This is a genomic window from Mycobacterium sp. NGS40, assembly GCF_059812735.1.
The window spans coordinates 409,478-426,405 of record NZ_JCALDG010000001.1; the positions used below are offsets into that span (position 1 = coordinate 409,478).

Genomic DNA, 16,928 nt, shown 5'->3' on the forward strand with positions numbered 1-16,928 from the left:
GCGTCAGGCGCCGTCGATTTGGGCGACGATCTTGCCGAGAACTTTGCGGCTGCCCAGTCGCGCGAGCGCTTCGGGGATGTCGTTGAACGACACGCTTTCGGTCACCGTTTTCGCGATGGTCCCGGCGTCGACCAATTCCTCGAGGCCGCGCCGGATCCCTTCGAAATGCTCGCGGCTGTAGCCCGCCGCGAGCACACCGACCAGTGCGGTGTTCGTCATGACCATCATGGCCACGTCGGGGGTCGTCCAGGTGCCGCTGGCGAAGCCGACCGCCAGATGCCGGCCGTCGCGGGCCAGGGCGCCCATGGCCGCGGTGCCTTGCGCGCCGCCGACCGGGTCGAAGATCACGTCCAGACCGGCCCAGTCGGTCGCTTCGCGCAGCGCATGTGCGAGTGGTGTTCCGTCAGAAGCGGTTTCGCCGAGGGCGACGACGACGTCGTCGGCGCCCAGGGATCGGCAGTATTCGGCCCTCCTCTCGTCGCTGACGACGGCCAGCACCTTCGCGCCCTTGGCCTTCCCGAGTTGGACGGCGGCGATGCCGCTGCCGCCGGCTGCGCCCAGCACCGCGAGGCGTTCTCCCGCCTGGAGTCCGCCGCGATCGACCAGGCCGATCCATGCCGTCATGTTCGGGATCCAGAATCCGGCCGCGGCGGAGTCGTCCATGTTGGCGGGAGCGGGGAAGACGGTGCTGGCGTGTGCGAGCGCTTCGGTGGCGAAGGACCCGTTGCCGCTGACAAAGTCACTGACGCCCATTACGCGGGTGCCGATTGCGATGTCGGCGCCCGGCCCGACCGCGGTGACAGTGCCGACCAGTTCCTGGCCGGGCGTAAACGGCAATGGGGGAGTCAGCGGGTAGGTGCCGCGACACATCAGCACATCCGGCAGTCCGAGCCCCGCCGCGGCGACCTGGATTCTTACCTGCTCGGCCCCGGGCTCGGGCAGCTCCCGGTCCACTTGGCGCAAGACGTCCGCCGGCTCACCGCTTCCGTGGACTTGCCAAGCTTTCACGTCGCTCCCCGGCCTGTCTGTGCGTTGAAATCACATAATAATTACACCGTAATTTCAACGCGCGGAAGGGCTGCGCCGGTTGGGCCCGGCGGCTCAGCTGCCCGTCGGCACCTCGGTGGCCACGCGCCCGCTGGCAGGACTCGAACTCGGCGCGGATTCTTCCGCAGGGTGGCGTCAACAGACATCACCGATGCGGCCGGCGTGCCAAAAGGCTCTCTGGACGCCTGCATCGAGAAAAGAAGCGTTCGCCGCGGCTGCGGCCGATGTTCACGGAGGCGGGTTGGCTCAGGCGGCGCGTTACGCCGGCCTAGGCGCTTGCCGACGAACATGAATCGGACGAATTCCTGATCGGCAGTGAGCCGACCGGTCACCTATCTTTTGGCGACGGCGCTAGCAGCGGGCGCCGGGCCCGTCGACTACCAAGCCAGAGCAGCCACTGCGGCAGCGCATCCGGTAGATGACGCGTCCGACCGTGTTCCCCCGTGAGGAGTACTGATACCAGACCAGCGCGTCGGCCTGGCCCCGGCACTTTCGGCATTCTTCGGTTTCACGTTTGTACATTGGCGTCCTCCATCCAGCGGAGCGGGGGAATCGTCCAACGGTGGGCGACTTGAATTAAAATTACCGGGGCGCCATTGTCGAGGCGCCTTGGCGCGCCGAGAGTTTTACAACCGTAAACGCAGGGCGACACCATCGCAGCTCAACCGAAACATATTTGATACATAGTGCAGTGAAAGGGGCCGGGCCATTTCGGTATTCGTCGTGGCCTAGACGGCGCGTGGCGAAATGCCGAATACTTGACTTCGTGGTCATGGCAGACGTTCCGGACGGCACCAGCAAGATTGCGGATTTCTGGAGCCTTGTTGTCCCGCAACGCATTACCGAGATCGTCGACGTCGGTGCGAATCCGATCGATTCCGAGCCGCCTTATACGCCAATGCTGGCCGCGAGACTATGTCGTGTAACGGGATTCGAGCCGCAGGGCGATCCGCTGCGAACGTTGCAGAGCCGCGAAGGCTTGCCGGAGCGGTATCTGCCGTATGCCGTGGGCGATGGCAAAGCGCACACGCTCAACGTGTGTCGCGGATCCGGAATGACGAGCCTGCTCGAATTGGACCCGGCGGCGCTGGACGTTTTCGAGTACCTCAAGCTGCCGGGGCTCGTGGTCGAGCGGGTACCCGTGCAAGCGCACAAGCTTGATGACATCTCCGAGATTGAACACGTCGACTTTCTGAAAATAGACGTTCAAGGAAGCGAACTCGCGGTATTTCGGGGCGGCACAGCGAGACTCGCCGAGACGGTCGCGATACAAACCGAGATTCCATTCGTGACGCTGTACAAGGACCAGCCAACGCTGGGCGACATCGACGCCGAGCTACGCGGCCAGGGATTTATTCCGCACGGTTTCCGCGAGATCAAGCTATGGCCGATCTCGCCGTGTGTGGATCCGCGCCAGCCCATCAACCAGCTCCTGGAAGCCGACATGGTCTACGTGCGGGACTTCATCCACGCGGAGACGATGAGTGACGAACAACTCAAGCACCTCGCCCTGATCGCGCACTACTGTTATCGATCGTTCGATCTCGCGCTGCGTTGTGTGCTGCTGCTGGAGCGCCGGAAGGCGGTCGAGGCCGGAGTCCTGCAGGGGTATTTGAACCTGTTGTCCGCCGGTTGAATTCGGTCAGGCCGGACGCGAGGCTCCTCATGATTCGCTTTCCGCCAGCACCCGCTGCTTCTGCTCGTCGATGACCCTGTCGAGATACTCGGCCTTCGCGCAGCCGTAGTACGCCGCGAATTGCAAAGCCAGTTCGTCCATTTCGCCGAACGAAACGTCACCGCTCTTGAGTGCCGCGTAGACGTGGGACACGATCGGGATCTCGGCGTCCTGGAACGCGACACACGCGACGGTGATCAGCCGCCGCTCCTTCATGCCCAGCCCGGGGCGAAGCCACATCTCGCCGAAGACGAAGTTCAGGATGCCCGCGCCGGTGTACGGGTTGTCCCGCGGCGGCGCGAACGGGATGCAGTTGATGTCCTTGAACGAGCTCTCGCCGCCCAGCAGCCGTTGCTCCGGATCGCTTTCGGTGACCAGTGGCAGCAACTCCTCGGCGGGTGGCGGCTGCTGGCCGCGTTCCGCCATCAGGGCCGACCACTGCTGGTCGACGACGATGTTGAACCTCGACGCTTTGGGCCAGCCCGCGTAGACGGCGAAATGTAGTACCGCCTCCCGCATTTCGGTGATCGAGATATCACCGCTACTCAGCGCCGCGTAGACGTGTTGCTCCAGGGGCGTCATCGCATCGGCGGCGGCCACGCAGGCCAGGGTGACGAACCTGCGATCGCGACGGCTCAGCGTCGGCCGCGACCACACCTCGGCGAAGACGAAGTCGATCAGCCCGGCGGCAAACGGGGTACTGGTATCCGCGGGCGGGTCGACGGCCATCACCTCGGCATACGCGCGGATGCCCCGCTCTCGACGTTGATGATCCATCGCGGCTCCTACCTAATCGTCACGCCGGCGTCTACTTTGAATTCGAGGCCGGTGACATAACGCGATTCATCCGATACCAGGAAGAGCACGGCGTTGCTCACGTCGGCTGCCTCGATGAGCGGTACCGGCAGCGCATTGACGAAGATGGGCACCAAGTCGGCTCGTGCCTCGATGTGTTGGTGCAGGGATGCCGGCGCCATTCCCGTCGCGACGCCCGTGGGATGGACCGTGTTGACCCGAATGCTTTGTGCCGCCAGCTCATTGGCGAGCGCCAAGCTCATGCCCACGATGGCGTGTTTGGATGCGGTATATGGCACGTGTAGCGGGGTGCCCTTGATGCCTGCCGACGAACTGATGTTGACCAGGCTGCCGCCTCGCTCGATCAAGTGGGGAATCGCGGCGGCGCAGGTGTTCCACGCTCCGATCAGATTGACATCCGTCACCAGGCGCCACTGCTCGGCCGTGGTGGTGTCCCAAGTGCCGGTGGTCAGGACGCCGGCGTTGGCTACCGCCGCGTCGAGCCCGCCGAGCCGCGAGACCGCTTCGTCCGTAACGGATTTCATCGCATCGGCGTCGCGGACGTCGGCCACGTAGGTCAGAGCCGTGCGGCCACGGTCGCGGACCAGGCGCGCGGTTTCCTCCAGGTCTTCTTTCGTCGCCAGCGGGTATTCCAGCCCGGCAAGCGGCGCGCAGACATCGACCAGCACCAGGTCGGCGCCTTCTTCGGCCAGGCGTACCGCGTGGCTGCGGCCCATTCCCCTTGCCGCCCCGGTGATCACGACGCGTTTGCCGGCCGCCCGCCCGCTCATAGCTTGTTGCAGAATCCGGCGTCGACGGGGAACGTCACACCCGTGATGTACCGGCCCTCGTCGGACACCAGGAACGCGATGGCGGCACTGATGTCTTCAGGCTGGAGCAACTCGACCGGCAGCGGGTTCTGCAGATGTGGTCCGCCGCCGGGATAGTTTTCGAGGAATTCGGTCATCGTGGGATTGATCGCCATCATGGTGTTGACCGCGGTGGGATGCACCGTGTTGACCCGGATGTTCGCCGGCGCAAGAGCATTGGCGAGGGTGCGCATCAGCCCGACGATGCCGTGCTTGGACGCCGCATAGCCGAGTCCGCCACCCTGCACGCCGCCGAATCCCCTCAGTCCGGCCGTCGAACTGGTGAACACGATCGATCCACCCCGATTCCCGGACAGCAGATGGGGAACCGCGGCCGCCGCGACGTGGTAGGAGCCGTCGAGATTGACGTCGACCGCCGCGCGCCATTGGGCCAACTCTTCTTCGATACTCAGCTCACGAAAGGCCACCGGAGCGATCCCGGCGTTGGCCAGCACGATGTCGAGGCGGCCGAAATGCGCGACCCCGGCGTCCAACGCCACCTTGACTTGAAGGAAGTCACGCACGTCCGCCACGGTGCCGAGCATCTTGCCGCCGGCCTGTTCGACAAGGGCGATCGTTTCGTCGAGCTCCTGGCGCGATGCCATCGGGTAGTGATTGGCCGGGATGTCCGTGCAGATGTCGATGCCGATGATGTCGGCGCCGTCGCGGGCCAGCCGGATCGCATGGCTGCGTCCCTGGCCACGTGCGACTCCGGAGATAAAGGCGACCTTGCCGTCCAGCTGGCCCACATGTCCTCACTTTGGATCGCCGCGTCAGTGCAGTTAGATCACCGGTAACCGGGTTACTCGCAGCACAGTAACATGGTTACCGTGACCCGCAACAGGGGTTCCGAGACGGTCGACCCGATCATCGGAATCGTCGTCGAGCTACTCGACACCGACGGCTATGACGCCGTCGCGCTGCGTGAAATCGCGCGGCGGGCGCGCGTGTCACTTGCGACGATCTACAAGCGCTTCGGCACGCGCGACGAACTCATCGTCGCCGCGCTCGAATGGTGGATGGACACCAATCGCTACGCGAAGCTGCCGGAGCCGGAGGCGGCCAGGCTCTCCGGTGAATCCCTCTACGCGGGACTCATGCGCGTGATGAGAACCATCTTCGAACCGTGGGAGCAGCACCCGCAGATGCTGAAATCCTACTTTCGCGCGAGGTCCGGACCCGGTGGTGAGCGACTCATCGAACGCGGCGTTGACGCGGTGGTACCAGTCGCCAGAGCCGTTCTGGCACAAGCTGATCAGAGTTTCGCCAGCGACCTCGAACTGATCCTCACCGGCGTCGTATACGGCTTCCTCGCCCGATTCACCCAAGGGGAAATCGAGGTCACCGAGATCGTCCCCGGGCTCGAGCGTGCGGTGTACCGGTTGACCGCGGCCCACGAGACGGGCCGGCCGCAGGGCTAGAACCAAGGGCCGGGGTAATGGCCTTCCTGGTCTTGCACCATGACGATCTCCTTGCACTCTCCGCCCGCGGTGGTCTCGCCGCGGCAGACCAGCGTCCAGCCCGATATCCGCTCGAACGGCCGGATGGACCAGTTCGTCGCGACCGGGTCCGCAGCGGGCAGGGCCAGCACCGAATACGTTCCGCCGATGTTCGAGATGTAGAGGTGGTTTTCGAAGAACGCCATCTTGGCGATCGGCATCTTCTTGGCCTCCTCTCGGTTCTTCAGCAGGTCCCAGTGCTGGGTGCGCAGGTTCCACACTCCGAAGCCGAACTGCGAATCGGCCGAGTCCCGGCCGTCGACGAACAGCTGTCCGTCCGACAACGTCGCCGTCAATCCGCCGCCGGAGAGCCGGTCGGTGTCGCCGATTTTGATGATGGCTTTGGAATTCAGGTCGAAGAACATGGTCGACACGGCGGTCGGCGAGTCACGATGAGTGATCTTCACCAATTTGTCTGGCCCATCGGATAATTCGGCATCGATGCTTACGGCATCGTTGTCCTGATAGACCGGTTCTCCCGACGGACGGCGCAGTTCTGCCTCAGAGGCCTTGCCGGGCTGGTTGTTTCGTTGAAACGACAAGACATCCGGCCAGACTCGACCGGGTTCTGGGTCGCTCCACGGCATGGCCAGGTCGGTGCCGGAAAGAATGACGGTTCGTGGCGGCGACGCGGTCGCATGCCCGTCGGTGAAGGCGTTGAGCCATGCGGCGCCGGATGTCGTTGCGCCAAGCCGCCATTGCTTCGGTTCACTCAATTTCAACTCGGGAGTGGGTGGTTGCAGTTCTTTCGTCGCGGCCGACTTTCCGGTCTTGAAGTCGAAGCTGTAGGCGGTGGTCTTGGTGACCTCGGGTGCCGGCGCCTGCGCCGGTTTGAGGGTGGTCACCACATAGATGACTTTCATGTCGTCCGCGGTGCCCGAAAGCGCGCAGATGGCGCCGGTGACGTTTTCGCCGGCGGGGATCGTCGGCAGGGACGGCGCTACGTACTGTCCTGATTTGGTATCGAATATTTTGGGGCGAATGTCATCGAGTGCGGATTTGCTGACCGAGAATTCCTCGGGGCAGCCGAAGTAAGCCGTTCCGCCGTAACTTTTCCAGTCCTTCTCCAGCGGGCCGGTGATCGGCGGCGGGGGTGGGGCCGAACTGGTGGCCGTCGTCGAAGTAGCAGTCGAGGTCGTCGGCGTTGCGGCTGGTGGGGACGCCGTCTCCGAACACGCGGCAACCAGAAGGCAGATTGCCGGCCCGAGCAGGCCAAGCCGGTGTCTGGGCACACTTCGGCCCATGAACCCACGCATCAGTGAACCCCCGTTAACTTCGTGTAACCAAGGAGCGTAAGGCGGGTTCGCTGGGGCCGCGACCCGTGGGGGTCTTTCTCACAATCGCACAATCACGAAGCCGGTTGGGCCTCGGGGAATGTCCACTGCCCGTCGAGGACCCTTTGTTGCGGCCGGTAGAGCCGGACCAGGTAGTTCCAGCCCGCGGTGATCGGCAGGCAGTTGGCTGTCGCGGTATCACAACCGCCGAATTGAATGGTGATCGCGCCGCTGTCGTCGCGTCGCGCGGTGATGTTGTTGAGCGAATACGCGTTGAGCGGGTTCGGGGTGAAGTAGCCGTCTTTGTTGTAGACGGTGACCGACCAGAACCCGTCCACCGGCACCTCGCCCACGGTGAGCCGGTAAACGGTGGCGCCGTCATTTTCGGCGGGATGGGAACTGAAATAAATCGCATCTTTTTCCGGATTGCCGCCCCACGCGGAGGCCGAACCGGCCAGGTGGCGCACCGGGTCGGTGGCGTCCTGGGTGCCGAACATCCGGTGGGAGTCGGGCAACGTCGCCGACAGCGCAACCAGAGCCTCGCGAACCGCCTGTTGGCTGACCGGATCCCAGTTCGGAGTCTCAAAGGTGCCGGTGGCCTCATGGTGCACCGCGACCGCATCTTGCAGCCGGTGGACCTCGTCGAGGTCGGCGTCGTCGTCGGGATCGACGAGGGTGCGGATCACGACGGCGACATATCGCGTGCCGACGTCGTCGCGGGTGAGGGTGTGTTCGCCCTGCCCGTAGAACACGGCGGGCACATAGTGATCTTCGGTGATGACCTGCATCGACATGAACCGCCCGGCGGGGTCGGGCAGCACTATCGTCACCGGCGCGGCGTCGAGGTCGAAGACACCCGCGGAGTACAAGGTGTCACGGTTGGGACGCACCACCAGTTGGTTGTCCAGCGGCGTCAGCTCCCGGATGTGCATGAATTTTCCGAACCCGCCGCCGTTGACGATAGTGCCGAAATACAAGTCGCTTTCGGCCCTGGCGAAGTTGTCCGGTGAGACCGGTACCGCCGCCCCGCCGGGCGTCGTCCGTCCTGCCACCATTCGGACCTTACGCGCGCAGCGCGGCGCTGACTATCGCTGAATGTCGAACTCGATGGGCACGCTCGTCGGCCCGCTCAAACTCACCATCGGCTTCCACGGCACCGGACCGGTGATGCGTGGGTTGGCCATCCGCTGGCTGAGCACGGTCAGCGCTTCGGCGAGTTCGCGGCGGGCCAGGTTGGCGCCCAGGCAGTAGTGAACTCCGCCGCCGAAGGTGAGGATGGGCGGTGCTCCCTCGCGGGTGATGTCGACGCGGTTCGGGGCGTTGTACACATCGGGATCACGGTTGGCCGCAGCGGTATTCACCAACACCATGGTGCCGGCGGGGAAAAGATAGCCGTCGAGTTCGGCGTCCTCTACTACCAGACGCAGAGTCCCGCAGGCGATCGGTGAGTGGCGCATGGTCTCCTCGACCGCGCGCATGGCCAGCTCGGGATTCTGCTTGAGCAAGTCCCACTGCTCGGGGTGCTCGCAGAGGACTTGCACCGAGGCGCCCACTTGGTTGCGGGTGGTGTCCGTCCCCGCCAACAACAGACCTCCGGCAAGCATGCGCAGTTCGGCGGCGTTGAGGCGATCGCCGTCGTCCTCGGCGCGGATGAGGTCGGACAGCAGGTCGTCGGTCAGGCTGTGCCGGCGCCGGGCCACCATGTCGTCGACGTAGTCGTCGAGCTCGGCCCACGCGCGCATGACACCGGGCTCGAGTTCACGAATGTCGGCACTGAAGGTGAAGGCCTTGAAGATCTCGTCGGCCCACAGTGAAAACTGTTGCCAATCCTCACGTGGCGCACCGAGTAGCGCGCAGATGATCGGGACGGGGTAGGGGCGGGCGATATCGGTGACCACGTCGCAGCGCCTCGCGCCGGCGACCTGATCGACGAGTTCGTTCATCAAATCGGCCATCGTGTCGTGCAGCCGAAGGGTCGCTTTGGGGGTGAAGGCCTTGGACGTCAGACTCCGCAGCCGATGGTGCTCGGCGCCTTCCAGGCACAGCAGGCTGTTGACCACCTTGTCCCACAACGGGCCCGACGTGATGCCCTGGACCAGCAGATTGATGCCGGGCGGGATCTGGAACCGGGTGTCGCGAAGCACGGCGCGCACGAGTTGGTACGAGAGCACCTCGGGTCCGAACGGTCCGATCGCGATGGGGCTTTGTTGCTGGACCGCTTCGATGCGCGGGTAGACATCCGCGGGAGTTTCCGCGGCGTCGTAGCTCAGCGTGGGGAGGTCAGCATCGAAAACACTTGGGGCGGCGGTACCGACGGCCATGGCGGTCTCCTTAGCCGGAGTCTGCGGTGTACGCAGCTCGCGGACAATTTCCGAATAATGTATGGCCACGCTGTTCGAGTGTCAACGAGGCGCGTGGCCCGTCGAGGCCTACGCGCTAACGCGTGTAGTCGACCTGCCAGTGTTTGATGCCGTTGATGAACGGTGACCGCAGCCGCTGCGGCTCTCCCGCGGAGACCAGATCGGGCATGTGGTCGGCGATCGCGTTGAACATGATGTCGATCGTCATGCGGGCCAGGTTGGCGCCGATGCAGTAGTGCGCACCGGTACCACCGAATCCCAGATGTGGGTTCGGGCTGCGTAAGACGTTGAACGCGTAGGGGTCGGCGAAGACTTCTTCGTCGAAATTGGCGGAGCGGTAGAACATCACGACCCGCTGACCCTTCTTGATCGCGACACCGCCGAGCTCGGTGTCGGCCAGCGCGGCGCGCTGAAACGCGGTGATCGGGGTGGCCCACCGGATGATCTCGTCGGCCGCGGTCTTGGGTCGCTGCGCCTTGAACAGCTCCCACTGGTCGGGGTGGTCGGTGAAAGCCATCATCCCCTGGGTGATCGAATTACGGGTGGTCTCGTTGCCGGCGATGCCCAGCGTGACCACGAACATGCCGAACTCCGCGTCGGAAAGCCCGTCCCCGTCGGCGCCGGCAGCCACCAGCGCCGTGACGATGTCGTCGCCCGGGTTCTCGGTCTTACGGGCCGCCAATTGCATTGCATACCACATCAATTCGCCCGCCGAAGTGAGGGCGTCGTAATCGGCGAACTCCGGGTCGTCGCTGCCGATCATCTTGTTGGACCAGTCGAACAGCTTGCCCCGGTCCTCGGCCGGCACTCCGAGCAACCCAGCGATGGCGTGCAGCGGCAACTCGCAGGCTACCTGCAACACAAAGTCGCCCGAACGTTGTGCCTTGGCCTGCTGGGCGATCTGCCGCGCCCGCTCATTGAGGTCCGTGCGCAGCCGCTCGACGGCTCGCGGGGTGAAACCGCGCGCCACAATCTTTCGCAGCCGGCTGTGTTCGGGATCGTCCATCATGATCATCGACGCGCGGCCGGCTTCGATCTGCCCCTGCGCCTGGTCTTCTCGATAGCGCGGCACGATGGATTTCGACGCCGACGAAAACACGTCGGTGCGCAGCGACACCTCGCGGATGTCGCGGTGCTTGGTCACTACCCAGTAGCCGCCGTCGGAGAACCCACCCCGATCCAGCGGCTGCTCATTCCACCAGATCGGCGCCGCACGGCGCAGTTCCGCCAACTCCTGCACCGGTAACCGGTGGGCGTAGATGTCGGGATCGGTGAAGTCGAACCCCGGCGGCAGGTTGACACTGGCGATGAATGTGCTCCTCGGGAATCACGAGCTGTGAGGAGATGCTAGCGCTCACCCGCTCCTGGGCATACACATCAGCGGCGAATGTCGGCTATTTGCCGTGCGCTGGCGCCTTTCCGGTGTGGTTAGAGCCTGCCAACTCCGTGCGCGAGGCCGCGGGCTCAGCTCGTCGTGGAGCTGGACAGCGTCGGGGTGTCGTGGGCGCCGAGGTTGGTCGCGGCGGTGATGATGGCGCGTTCGATCTGGCGAAGTGCGTGTACCGCGGTGAGGAATCGCCGGGTGTCGGGATGCGGCCCGTCCTCGCCGTCTTGGTGGCGGGCCAGTGCCTCGGCGGCGTCGAGCGCATCGGTCGTGGAGTTGACCGTCACCGCGGTTGCCCCGTCGACGAGGGCGATCAGCGCGTCGATGTTGTGCCGAGTCTGGTCGGCGGCGGCGGTGAAGGCGTCTACGAGTCGTTGCGATCCAACGGGATCCCGATAGCGCTCGCTGCTGCGCGCCAGGCGTCGCCCGTAGCGGTCGCACGCGCTGAAGATGCGCAGGCCACGCCGAATGCTGCGACGCCCGGCAAGGCCGGCCACCCCGGCCAGCAGCGGCTTGGCGGTGACCCGGAACTGCTGCAGGTTGCGGTCCAGCTGGCGTGCTTGCTCGGTCGGGCTGACGGCCTCGTCCTCGCCGAACATCGTCGCGGTGGAGATCTCGATCAGCGAGTTCAACGCCTGCAGGAAGGCCCGAGTGTCGTCGCGGATCGCGGTTCTGGTGTTGGTCGGCAGCACCAGGATCGCCACCGCTACTCCGATCACCGCGCCGACCGCGGTCTCTTCGATCCGCAACATCAGTACGCCGAAAGAGAATTGGCCCATCAAGCCGTACAGCAGCGCCAGCATCGTGGTGATCCAGAAGGTCATCAGGCTGTAGGTGACCGTCATGAAATAGAAGGCGCAGAACAGGCAGACGAAGATCGCGGCTAGCGATGCGGTCTTGTCGCCGGCCAACACCGTGGCCGCCAGCATGCCGCAGGGCACGCCGAGCAAGGTGCCGAACAGCCGCTGCCAGCCCTTGGTCAGCGTTTCGCCCCAGGAGTTGGTGCCGGCGAAGATCACGAACGCCGCGATCACCGCCCAGAACCACCGGGCCGGCGAAACCAGCTCGCCCGTGATGATTGCCAACGACGCCGCGATAGTCACCTGGATGGCTTGCCGGGTGGTCTGCGACAGCCCACTGTCCGCTGTGCCGGCACCGGCGTCGTCGTCGTTCACGTCGTCTTCGGGTTCGGGCGGCTCGGTGCTGCCGGGGCCGGCCTCGGCGCCGGTGGTGGCGTGCTCGACGATTGCGCGCACTTCAGCGGTTGCGTTGGCGGCGTTGATGACTGCCAGCGCAAGGCGCCGCACCGCAAATTCGCCGGCATCGTCGTCGGCGGTGGGTCCGGGCTGCTTGTCGAGGATCCGCTGAGCCTGTTTCGCGGCCTCCTGCAGACCGCCGGGCGCGGGAATCCGGATCGCTCGCGCGAGTTCGTTGAGCGCTCCGACCAGTTCGAGGCGGGTGCCCTCCAGGATGGCGGCCGGATTTTCCGCGGCGACGGCTGTCACCGTCCGCCCGGCATTGGCGACCCATTCGATGGCGAGTTCGGCGTCGAACAACCACGGCGCCAGCTGCTGGCTGGTCACACCCGGCCACAGGACGGCGGGATCGGCCTTATCCTCAATCTGGCTCTGCACCATCAGCGCGGTCTCGTTGAGCCGAATCGTGCGGGCCCGCATGTGGCGTCGGCGCCGTTCGTCGAGCCGGCCGGTACGAACCGCTTCGGCCGTGGTGTCGACCAGGATGGCCATCCGAGCGCGCAGCGCCCGAATTGTGGCGCGCAGCACGCGTTCTGGCCGATCGGGCATGACGTAGGTGCTCATCACGAACGTGCACACCGTTCCCACCACGACGGCACCGATCATCCACGGCAACTCCGAAAGGCTTGCTCGCAGATACAAAGTGAAGAAAAAGGCCATGAAAGCGACCATGCCGAGTGCTCGGCCGCGAGGTCCGAAGCGGCGGACGTAGACCGCGGCGAAGACGACAGCCACGAACACGACGTCGGCGGCCACCGGGTATGGCGCGAGCACCGCGGCGGCGGTGATGGACAGGGCGGCGGGCACCGGCAGCAGCGCCATCGTGATGCGCTGCTGGAGCGGGTCCGGTTCGTTGACGGATCGGGTCGCGATCATCGTGATGACGACGCCCAGCAACGCGACGGTCAGCGGCTGCCCCGTCGCCCGAGTCAGCACGAAAAGCATCCCCAGCGAGCAGGCCAGCGCGGCCGTCGTGCGCGTCGCCATCCGCAGTCGCAACAGCCCGGGATCGGAGCCGATCCACCAGTTTCGCGCTCGCTCGTAGTGCTCCATCGCGGCTGCGCGCAGGCCGACGGCGGCGTCGAGATTTCGGGTATCGCCGAGGCCGCGCTCGTCCACCTCGCGCCCACCCGACACCCGCTACCGCCTCTCTGCTGCTCGCCCCATTCGCCGCGTCAACTGCGTGACTGCTGCCGACCAGGCTAGTCTTCGAACTCGTGACAGCGCCGACGCGGGCGAAACTGGCCGACGGCCGTGACCTGTTGTTCTTCGCATTGCCGGGGCACTCGCCTGAGCCGGTCGCCGACCGCAGACCCTTGCCGCAGCGCAACCCGGACCAGTCGCAGTTGCGGTTCGACCGCTCGACCGGGCAGTGGGTGATCATCGCCGCGCTGCGACAAGACCGCACCTACAAGCCGCCCGCCGACCAGTGCCCGCTGTGTCCGGGTCCCACCGGACTGACCAGCGAGGTGCCCGCGCCGGACTACGACGTCGTCGTCTTCGAGAACCGGTTCCCCAGCCTGTCCGGCGCCGGCCGGCCGTTGGGTGCACCCGGCGGCGACGGCTTCGTCTGCGCACCCGGCCACGGCCGCACCGAGGTGATCTGTTTTTCCAGTGACCACACCGGTTCGTTCGCCCAGCTACTGCCGGCGCACGCGCGGCTGGTGATCGACGCCTGGCGGCACCGCACCGCCGACATGTTGGCCACCCCGGGTATCGAGCAGGTCTTCTGCTTCGAGAATCGTGGCGAGGAAATCGGGGTCACGCTGAGCCACCCGCATGGTCAGATCTACGGTTACCCGTATCTGACGCCGCGCACCGCCACGATGCTGGAGCAGGCACGCGAACATCGAAAGCGTTACGGCGGCAACCTCTTTGCCGCCCTGCTCGAGCATGAGGTCGCCGATGGCAGCCGTGTCGTCGCCCGCACCGAGCTGTTCACTGCGTTCGTTCCGTTCGCGGCGCGCTGGCCGGTGGAAGTGCACATCTACCCGAACCGGTTCGTGCGCAACCTGGTCGAATTGACCGGCGACGAGCTCGACGAATTCGCACGGCTGTACCTCGACGTGCTGGGGCGGTTCGACCGCATGTATTCGGCTCCGCTGCCTTATATTTCGGCACTGCATCAGTACGCCGAAACCGACGCACAGGCGGACGGCTACTTCCACGTCGAGTTGATGTCGATCAGGCGCGGCGCCACCAAGCTCAAGTACCTGGCGGCTTCCGAGTCGGCGATGGGCGCGTTCATCGGCGACGTCATGCCCGAAAGCGTGGCCGAGCGTCTGCGTGAACTCGCGTGACGGTCCGTTACGCGGCACCCGGCCGGATCAACCTGATCGGGGAGCACACCGACTACAATCTCGGATTCGCGCTGCCGATCGCACTTCCGCGGCGCACCACGGTGACTTTCACCCCTGACGGCGGTGACGCGATCACCGTGACCAGCGACCGCGCCGACGCCGCGGTGCGCATTCCACTGACAACGGTTCCCGGCGACCTGGACGGCTGGGCGAGTTATGTGGCCGGGGTGATGTGGGCGCTGCGCCAGGCCGGTCATCCGGTCCCGGGTGGGGCGATGTCGATCACCAGCGATCTGCAGATGGGGTCGGGCCTGTCGTCGTCGGCGGCTCTGGAATGCGCGGTGCTGGGCGCGATCACCTCGGTCGCCGGCGTCGCGCTCGACAGAAAAGACCAGGCCCGCCTTGCTCAGCGTGCCGAGAATGACTATGTCGGCGCCCCAACGGGTTTGCTCGATCAACTGTCCGCGCTGTTCGGAGAACCGTCGACCGCACTGCTGATCGACTTTCGCGATGTCACCGTCGAGACGGTGGCATTCGACCCCGATGCCCGCGGTGTCGCACTCCTCCTGATCGACTCCCGGGCGCGGCATCGGCATGCCGGCGGCGAATATGCGGCCCGGCGCGCGTCGTGCGAGCGGGCGGCCGCCGAGCTCGCGGTGTCGTCACTGCGCGAGGTCCAAGACCGTGGGCCCGCGGTGCTGGCCGGGGTGAGCGATTCCCTCGACGTTCGCCGGGCTCGTCATGTGCTGACGGAGAACCGGCGGGTTCTCGATTTCGTTGCTGCGCTGGGTGATTCGGATTTCACCGCGGCCGGCCGGCTGATGACCGAGTCACACGCGTCGATGCGCGACGACTTCGAAATCACTACCGGGCACCTCGATCTGATCGCCGACGCCGCGGTGCGCGCGGGCGCCCTGGGTGCCCGGATGACCGGCGGCGGGTTCGGGGGCTGCGTGATCGCGTTCGTGCCGACCGACCGTGCTGAGGCGGTCGGAGACGCGGTGCGAGAGGCGGTGTCGGAAGCCGGTTTCCAGCTACCGGCGATCACCCGAACCCGCGCGGCCGCGGGTGCCGGCGTTAGCTGAGGGCCCTCGAGTGTGCGTGCTGGGCGCCGCTGGTGCACACTCGACGCCGTCGTTGCACACGCGAAGTCAGGACTGAGCCGGGGTCAGCTTGACCGCGCCGAGGTGCATGCGGTCGACCGCCTCGCCGAACTCCTCGAGCGTCGGGATCCGCTGGTCGCGGAACTTCAGCCCGATCATCGTTTGCGCACGCCGCAGGCCATACGCCTCAGCGCAGCGATGGTAGAGATCGGAGACGATCGCGCGGTCCCGGATCAGCTCGCCGTTCATCGCGGTCGACTTGCCGTCGTAGACCACCTGGGCCGATGCACCGCCGCGGAAGTTCTGCTTCCACGGCGCACCGGTCAGCGCATACAGATCGTTGTCGATGACATGGGCGCTCACCGGAAGGGTGAACGGGCGACCGGTCTTTCGGCCGGTGAAGCTCAGCACCATCAGCTGCTTGCGGGCCGGGCCGGCCAGCGGGGTGCGCAGCAGAAAACCCAGCAGCGGGTTGATGAGTTTGAGCAGGAAAGAGGGCGGGTGCCCGGCGTCGATCGCGTACGGCTCTTCTGCCATGCACACACCGTAAGGCCAATCGCTACGTTGAGCAGCCTTTTTCGCGCAGGATCGGGGCGAGCTGAGCCAGCGGAATGTGGGGTGCGACGGCGCCGGGCGAAATCCCGCCGGGGCCGCGCTCGGCCGGCATGTAGAGGATGAGATCTTCGCCGTCCACTGCCCAGGCCTGGTAGCCGTCGACCAGTGTGCCCTCGGGACGGTCGGGTTCGAACTGCTCAACCTGGAACGGCGACCCAGCCAGCGCCTGCTGCACATAGGGATGCGCGATGGGCGGGATCGCCGTCAATGGATCCATCCCGGGGCAGAGCAGGTCGGCCAGCTGCAGCTGACGTTTCGCGTCGAAGGTGAACGTGGTGATCGCGGCACTGGGGTGGGGCATGCTGCTGAAGTACCAATCTGACTGGAATACCACCGTTCTCGTCGTTCCCGCGTGCGTGAGAACCTGCGCGCGCAGGTTGGCGTCGCCCTTGCCGTTTGCATCCGTTTCGCCGTAGTCGGCGAAGAATTTCCGGATGAACGGTGTCAGGACCGGGCCGGCCGGCGGGTTGTCGACGAGGTCGACGGGGTACGCGGCGGTCACCTCGAGGTGCGCGCCGTTGACATCCCTGCTCACTTTGCATCGGCTTCCGTCCCACGCCCCGTGCACCTCGCCGCAGAGGGTATTGGGACGCGGAGTCGCGCTGGCGCCGGGACTGCTCGGGCCCGGGTTCGCGCTCTGGCAGCCGCATGCGAGCAGTGCTGCGGCTACGGCGATGGCGAGCCGGCGTCCTGGCATCGCCTCACTCTAGGGCTCTGTCGTCGGCGACGGATCGGTCTGCGCCCGGCGTCG

Annotated in this window: 15 protein-coding genes; 4 read left to right on the forward strand and 11 right to left on the reverse strand. The window is 65.7% G+C overall.

Annotated features, from left to right (window positions below):
- Nucleotides 1-3: 3 nt before the first annotated feature.
- The gene (locus tag AC5Y5O_RS02060) at nucleotides 4-1,008 is read right to left on the reverse strand and encodes a zinc-binding dehydrogenase (protein ID WP_500023498.1); all 1,005 of its coding nucleotides are present in this window, start codon (nucleotides 1,006-1,008) and stop codon (nucleotides 4-6) included.
- A gap of 811 nt (nucleotides 1,009-1,819) precedes the next feature.
- On the opposite strand from AC5Y5O_RS02060, the gene AC5Y5O_RS02065 reads away from it, so the two are divergent.
- Complete coding sequence (locus AC5Y5O_RS02065; protein ID WP_500023500.1) at nucleotides 1,820-2,683, forward strand: FkbM family methyltransferase; 864 nt, start codon at nucleotides 1,820-1,822, stop codon at nucleotides 2,681-2,683.
- 27 nt (nucleotides 2,684-2,710) lie between these two features.
- Here AC5Y5O_RS02065 and AC5Y5O_RS02070 read toward each other — a convergent pair whose 3' ends face one another.
- Genes AC5Y5O_RS02070 through AC5Y5O_RS02080 form a run of 3 tightly spaced genes read right to left on the reverse strand, consistent with a single transcriptional unit; the run spans nucleotide 2,711 to nucleotide 5,135 of the window.
- A complete protein-coding gene (locus tag AC5Y5O_RS02070; protein WP_500023502.1) occupies nucleotides 2,711-3,499 on the reverse strand; it encodes a carboxymuconolactone decarboxylase family protein in 789 nt (262 codons plus the stop codon).
- Nucleotides 3,500-3,507: 8 nt separating this feature from the next.
- On the reverse strand, nucleotides 3,508-4,308 hold the full coding sequence (locus tag AC5Y5O_RS02075; RefSeq protein WP_500023504.1) for a mycofactocin-coupled SDR family oxidoreductase: 801 nt from the start codon (nucleotides 4,306-4,308) through the stop codon (nucleotides 3,508-3,510).
- Nucleotides 4,305-5,135, reverse strand: coding sequence for a mycofactocin-coupled SDR family oxidoreductase (locus AC5Y5O_RS02080; RefSeq protein ID WP_096284637.1), 831 nt, complete (start codon nucleotides 5,133-5,135; stop codon nucleotides 4,305-4,307). Before AC5Y5O_RS02080 ends, AC5Y5O_RS02075 begins: the two co-directional genes overlap by 4 nt.
- Before the next feature lie 72 nt (nucleotides 5,136-5,207).
- Here AC5Y5O_RS02080 and AC5Y5O_RS02085 point away from each other — a divergent pair, with 72 nt between their 5' ends.
- Nucleotides 5,208-5,807 carry a TetR/AcrR family transcriptional regulator gene (locus AC5Y5O_RS02085; RefSeq protein WP_096284639.1) on the forward strand — a complete coding sequence of 200 codons (600 nt, stop codon included), beginning with the start codon at nucleotides 5,208-5,210 and terminating at the stop codon, nucleotides 5,805-5,807.
- Here AC5Y5O_RS02085 and AC5Y5O_RS02090 read toward each other — a convergent pair.
- From AC5Y5O_RS02090 to AC5Y5O_RS02110, 5 genes are all read right to left on the reverse strand, one after another.
- Nucleotides 5,804-7,141, reverse strand: coding sequence for a hypothetical protein (locus tag AC5Y5O_RS02090; protein WP_500023507.1), 1,338 nt, complete (start codon nucleotides 7,139-7,141; stop codon nucleotides 5,804-5,806). The genes AC5Y5O_RS02085 and AC5Y5O_RS02090 overlap by 4 nt on opposite strands.
- A gap of 92 nt (nucleotides 7,142-7,233) precedes the next feature.
- Nucleotides 7,234-8,211, reverse strand: coding sequence for a DUF1214 domain-containing protein (locus AC5Y5O_RS02095; protein ID WP_500023509.1), 978 nt, complete (start codon nucleotides 8,209-8,211; stop codon nucleotides 7,234-7,236).
- A gap of 33 nt (nucleotides 8,212-8,244) precedes the next feature.
- Nucleotides 8,245-9,480: a cytochrome P450 gene (locus AC5Y5O_RS02100; RefSeq protein WP_500023511.1), complete on the reverse strand. Its 1,236-nt coding sequence runs from the start codon at nucleotides 9,478-9,480 to the stop codon at nucleotides 8,245-8,247.
- Nucleotides 9,481-9,595: 115 nt separating this feature from the next.
- A complete protein-coding gene (locus AC5Y5O_RS02105; protein WP_500023746.1) occupies nucleotides 9,596-10,828 on the reverse strand; it encodes a cytochrome P450 in 1,233 nt (410 codons plus the stop codon).
- A gap of 155 nt (nucleotides 10,829-10,983) precedes the next feature.
- Nucleotides 10,984-13,212, reverse strand: a complete 2,229-nt coding sequence (locus tag AC5Y5O_RS02110; protein ID WP_500023748.1) for an FUSC family protein — start codon at nucleotides 13,210-13,212, stop codon at nucleotides 10,984-10,986.
- 164 nt (nucleotides 13,213-13,376) lie between these two features.
- On the opposite strand from AC5Y5O_RS02110, the gene galT reads away from it, so the two are divergent.
- Complete coding sequence (galT, locus tag AC5Y5O_RS02115; RefSeq protein ID WP_423790852.1) at nucleotides 13,377-14,459, forward strand: galactose-1-phosphate uridylyltransferase; 1,083 nt, start codon at nucleotides 13,377-13,379, stop codon at nucleotides 14,457-14,459.
- On the forward strand, nucleotides 14,456-15,544 hold the full coding sequence (locus AC5Y5O_RS02120; RefSeq protein ID WP_096284647.1) for a galactokinase: 1,089 nt from the start codon (nucleotides 14,456-14,458) through the stop codon (nucleotides 15,542-15,544). The genes galT and AC5Y5O_RS02120 overlap by 4 nt, the downstream gene beginning before the upstream one ends.
- Before the next feature lie 66 nt (nucleotides 15,545-15,610).
- Here AC5Y5O_RS02120 and AC5Y5O_RS02125 read toward each other — a convergent pair whose 3' ends face one another.
- Both AC5Y5O_RS02125 and AC5Y5O_RS02130 read right to left on the reverse strand, forming a co-directional pair.
- Nucleotides 15,611-16,099, reverse strand: coding sequence for a hypothetical protein (locus AC5Y5O_RS02125; RefSeq protein WP_096284649.1), 489 nt, complete (start codon nucleotides 16,097-16,099; stop codon nucleotides 15,611-15,613).
- Nucleotides 16,100-16,121: 22 nt separating this feature from the next.
- The gene (locus AC5Y5O_RS02130) at nucleotides 16,122-16,874 is read right to left on the reverse strand and encodes a DUF3298 domain-containing protein (protein ID WP_133160818.1); all 753 of its coding nucleotides are present in this window, start codon (nucleotides 16,872-16,874) and stop codon (nucleotides 16,122-16,124) included.
- Between the last annotated feature and the right edge of the window lie 54 nt (nucleotides 16,875-16,928).

Excerpts from the sequence above, each read along its gene's own strand:
- AC5Y5O_RS02065 (WP_500023500.1), top strand. The coding sequence starts at position 1,820 with ATGGCAGACGTTCCGGACGGCACCAGCAAGATTGCGGATTTCTGGAGC.
- AC5Y5O_RS02070 (WP_500023502.1), bottom strand. The coding sequence starts at position 3,499 with ATGGATCATCAACGTCGAGAGCGGGGCATCCGCGCGTATGCCGAGGTG.
- AC5Y5O_RS02075 (WP_500023504.1), bottom strand. The coding sequence starts at position 4,308 with ATGAGCGGGCGGGCGGCCGGCAAACGCGTCGTGATCACCGGGGCGGCA.
- AC5Y5O_RS02085 (WP_096284639.1), top strand. The coding sequence starts at position 5,208 with ATGGTTACCGTGACCCGCAACAGGGGTTCCGAGACGGTCGACCCGATC.
- AC5Y5O_RS02090 (WP_500023507.1), bottom strand. The coding sequence starts at position 7,141 with ATGCGTGGGTTCATGGGCCGAAGTGTGCCCAGACACCGGCTTGGCCTG.
- AC5Y5O_RS02100 (WP_500023511.1), bottom strand. The coding sequence starts at position 9,480 with ATGGCCGTCGGTACCGCCGCCCCAAGTGTTTTCGATGCTGACCTCCCC.
- AC5Y5O_RS02110 (WP_500023748.1), bottom strand. The coding sequence starts at position 13,212 with ATGGAGCACTACGAGCGAGCGCGAAACTGGTGGATCGGCTCCGATCCC.
- AC5Y5O_RS02125 (WP_096284649.1), bottom strand. The coding sequence starts at position 16,099 with ATGGCAGAAGAGCCGTACGCGATCGACGCCGGGCACCCGCCCTCTTTC.
- AC5Y5O_RS02130 (WP_133160818.1), bottom strand. The coding sequence starts at position 16,874 with ATGCCAGGACGCCGGCTCGCCATCGCCGTAGCCGCAGCACTGCTCGCA.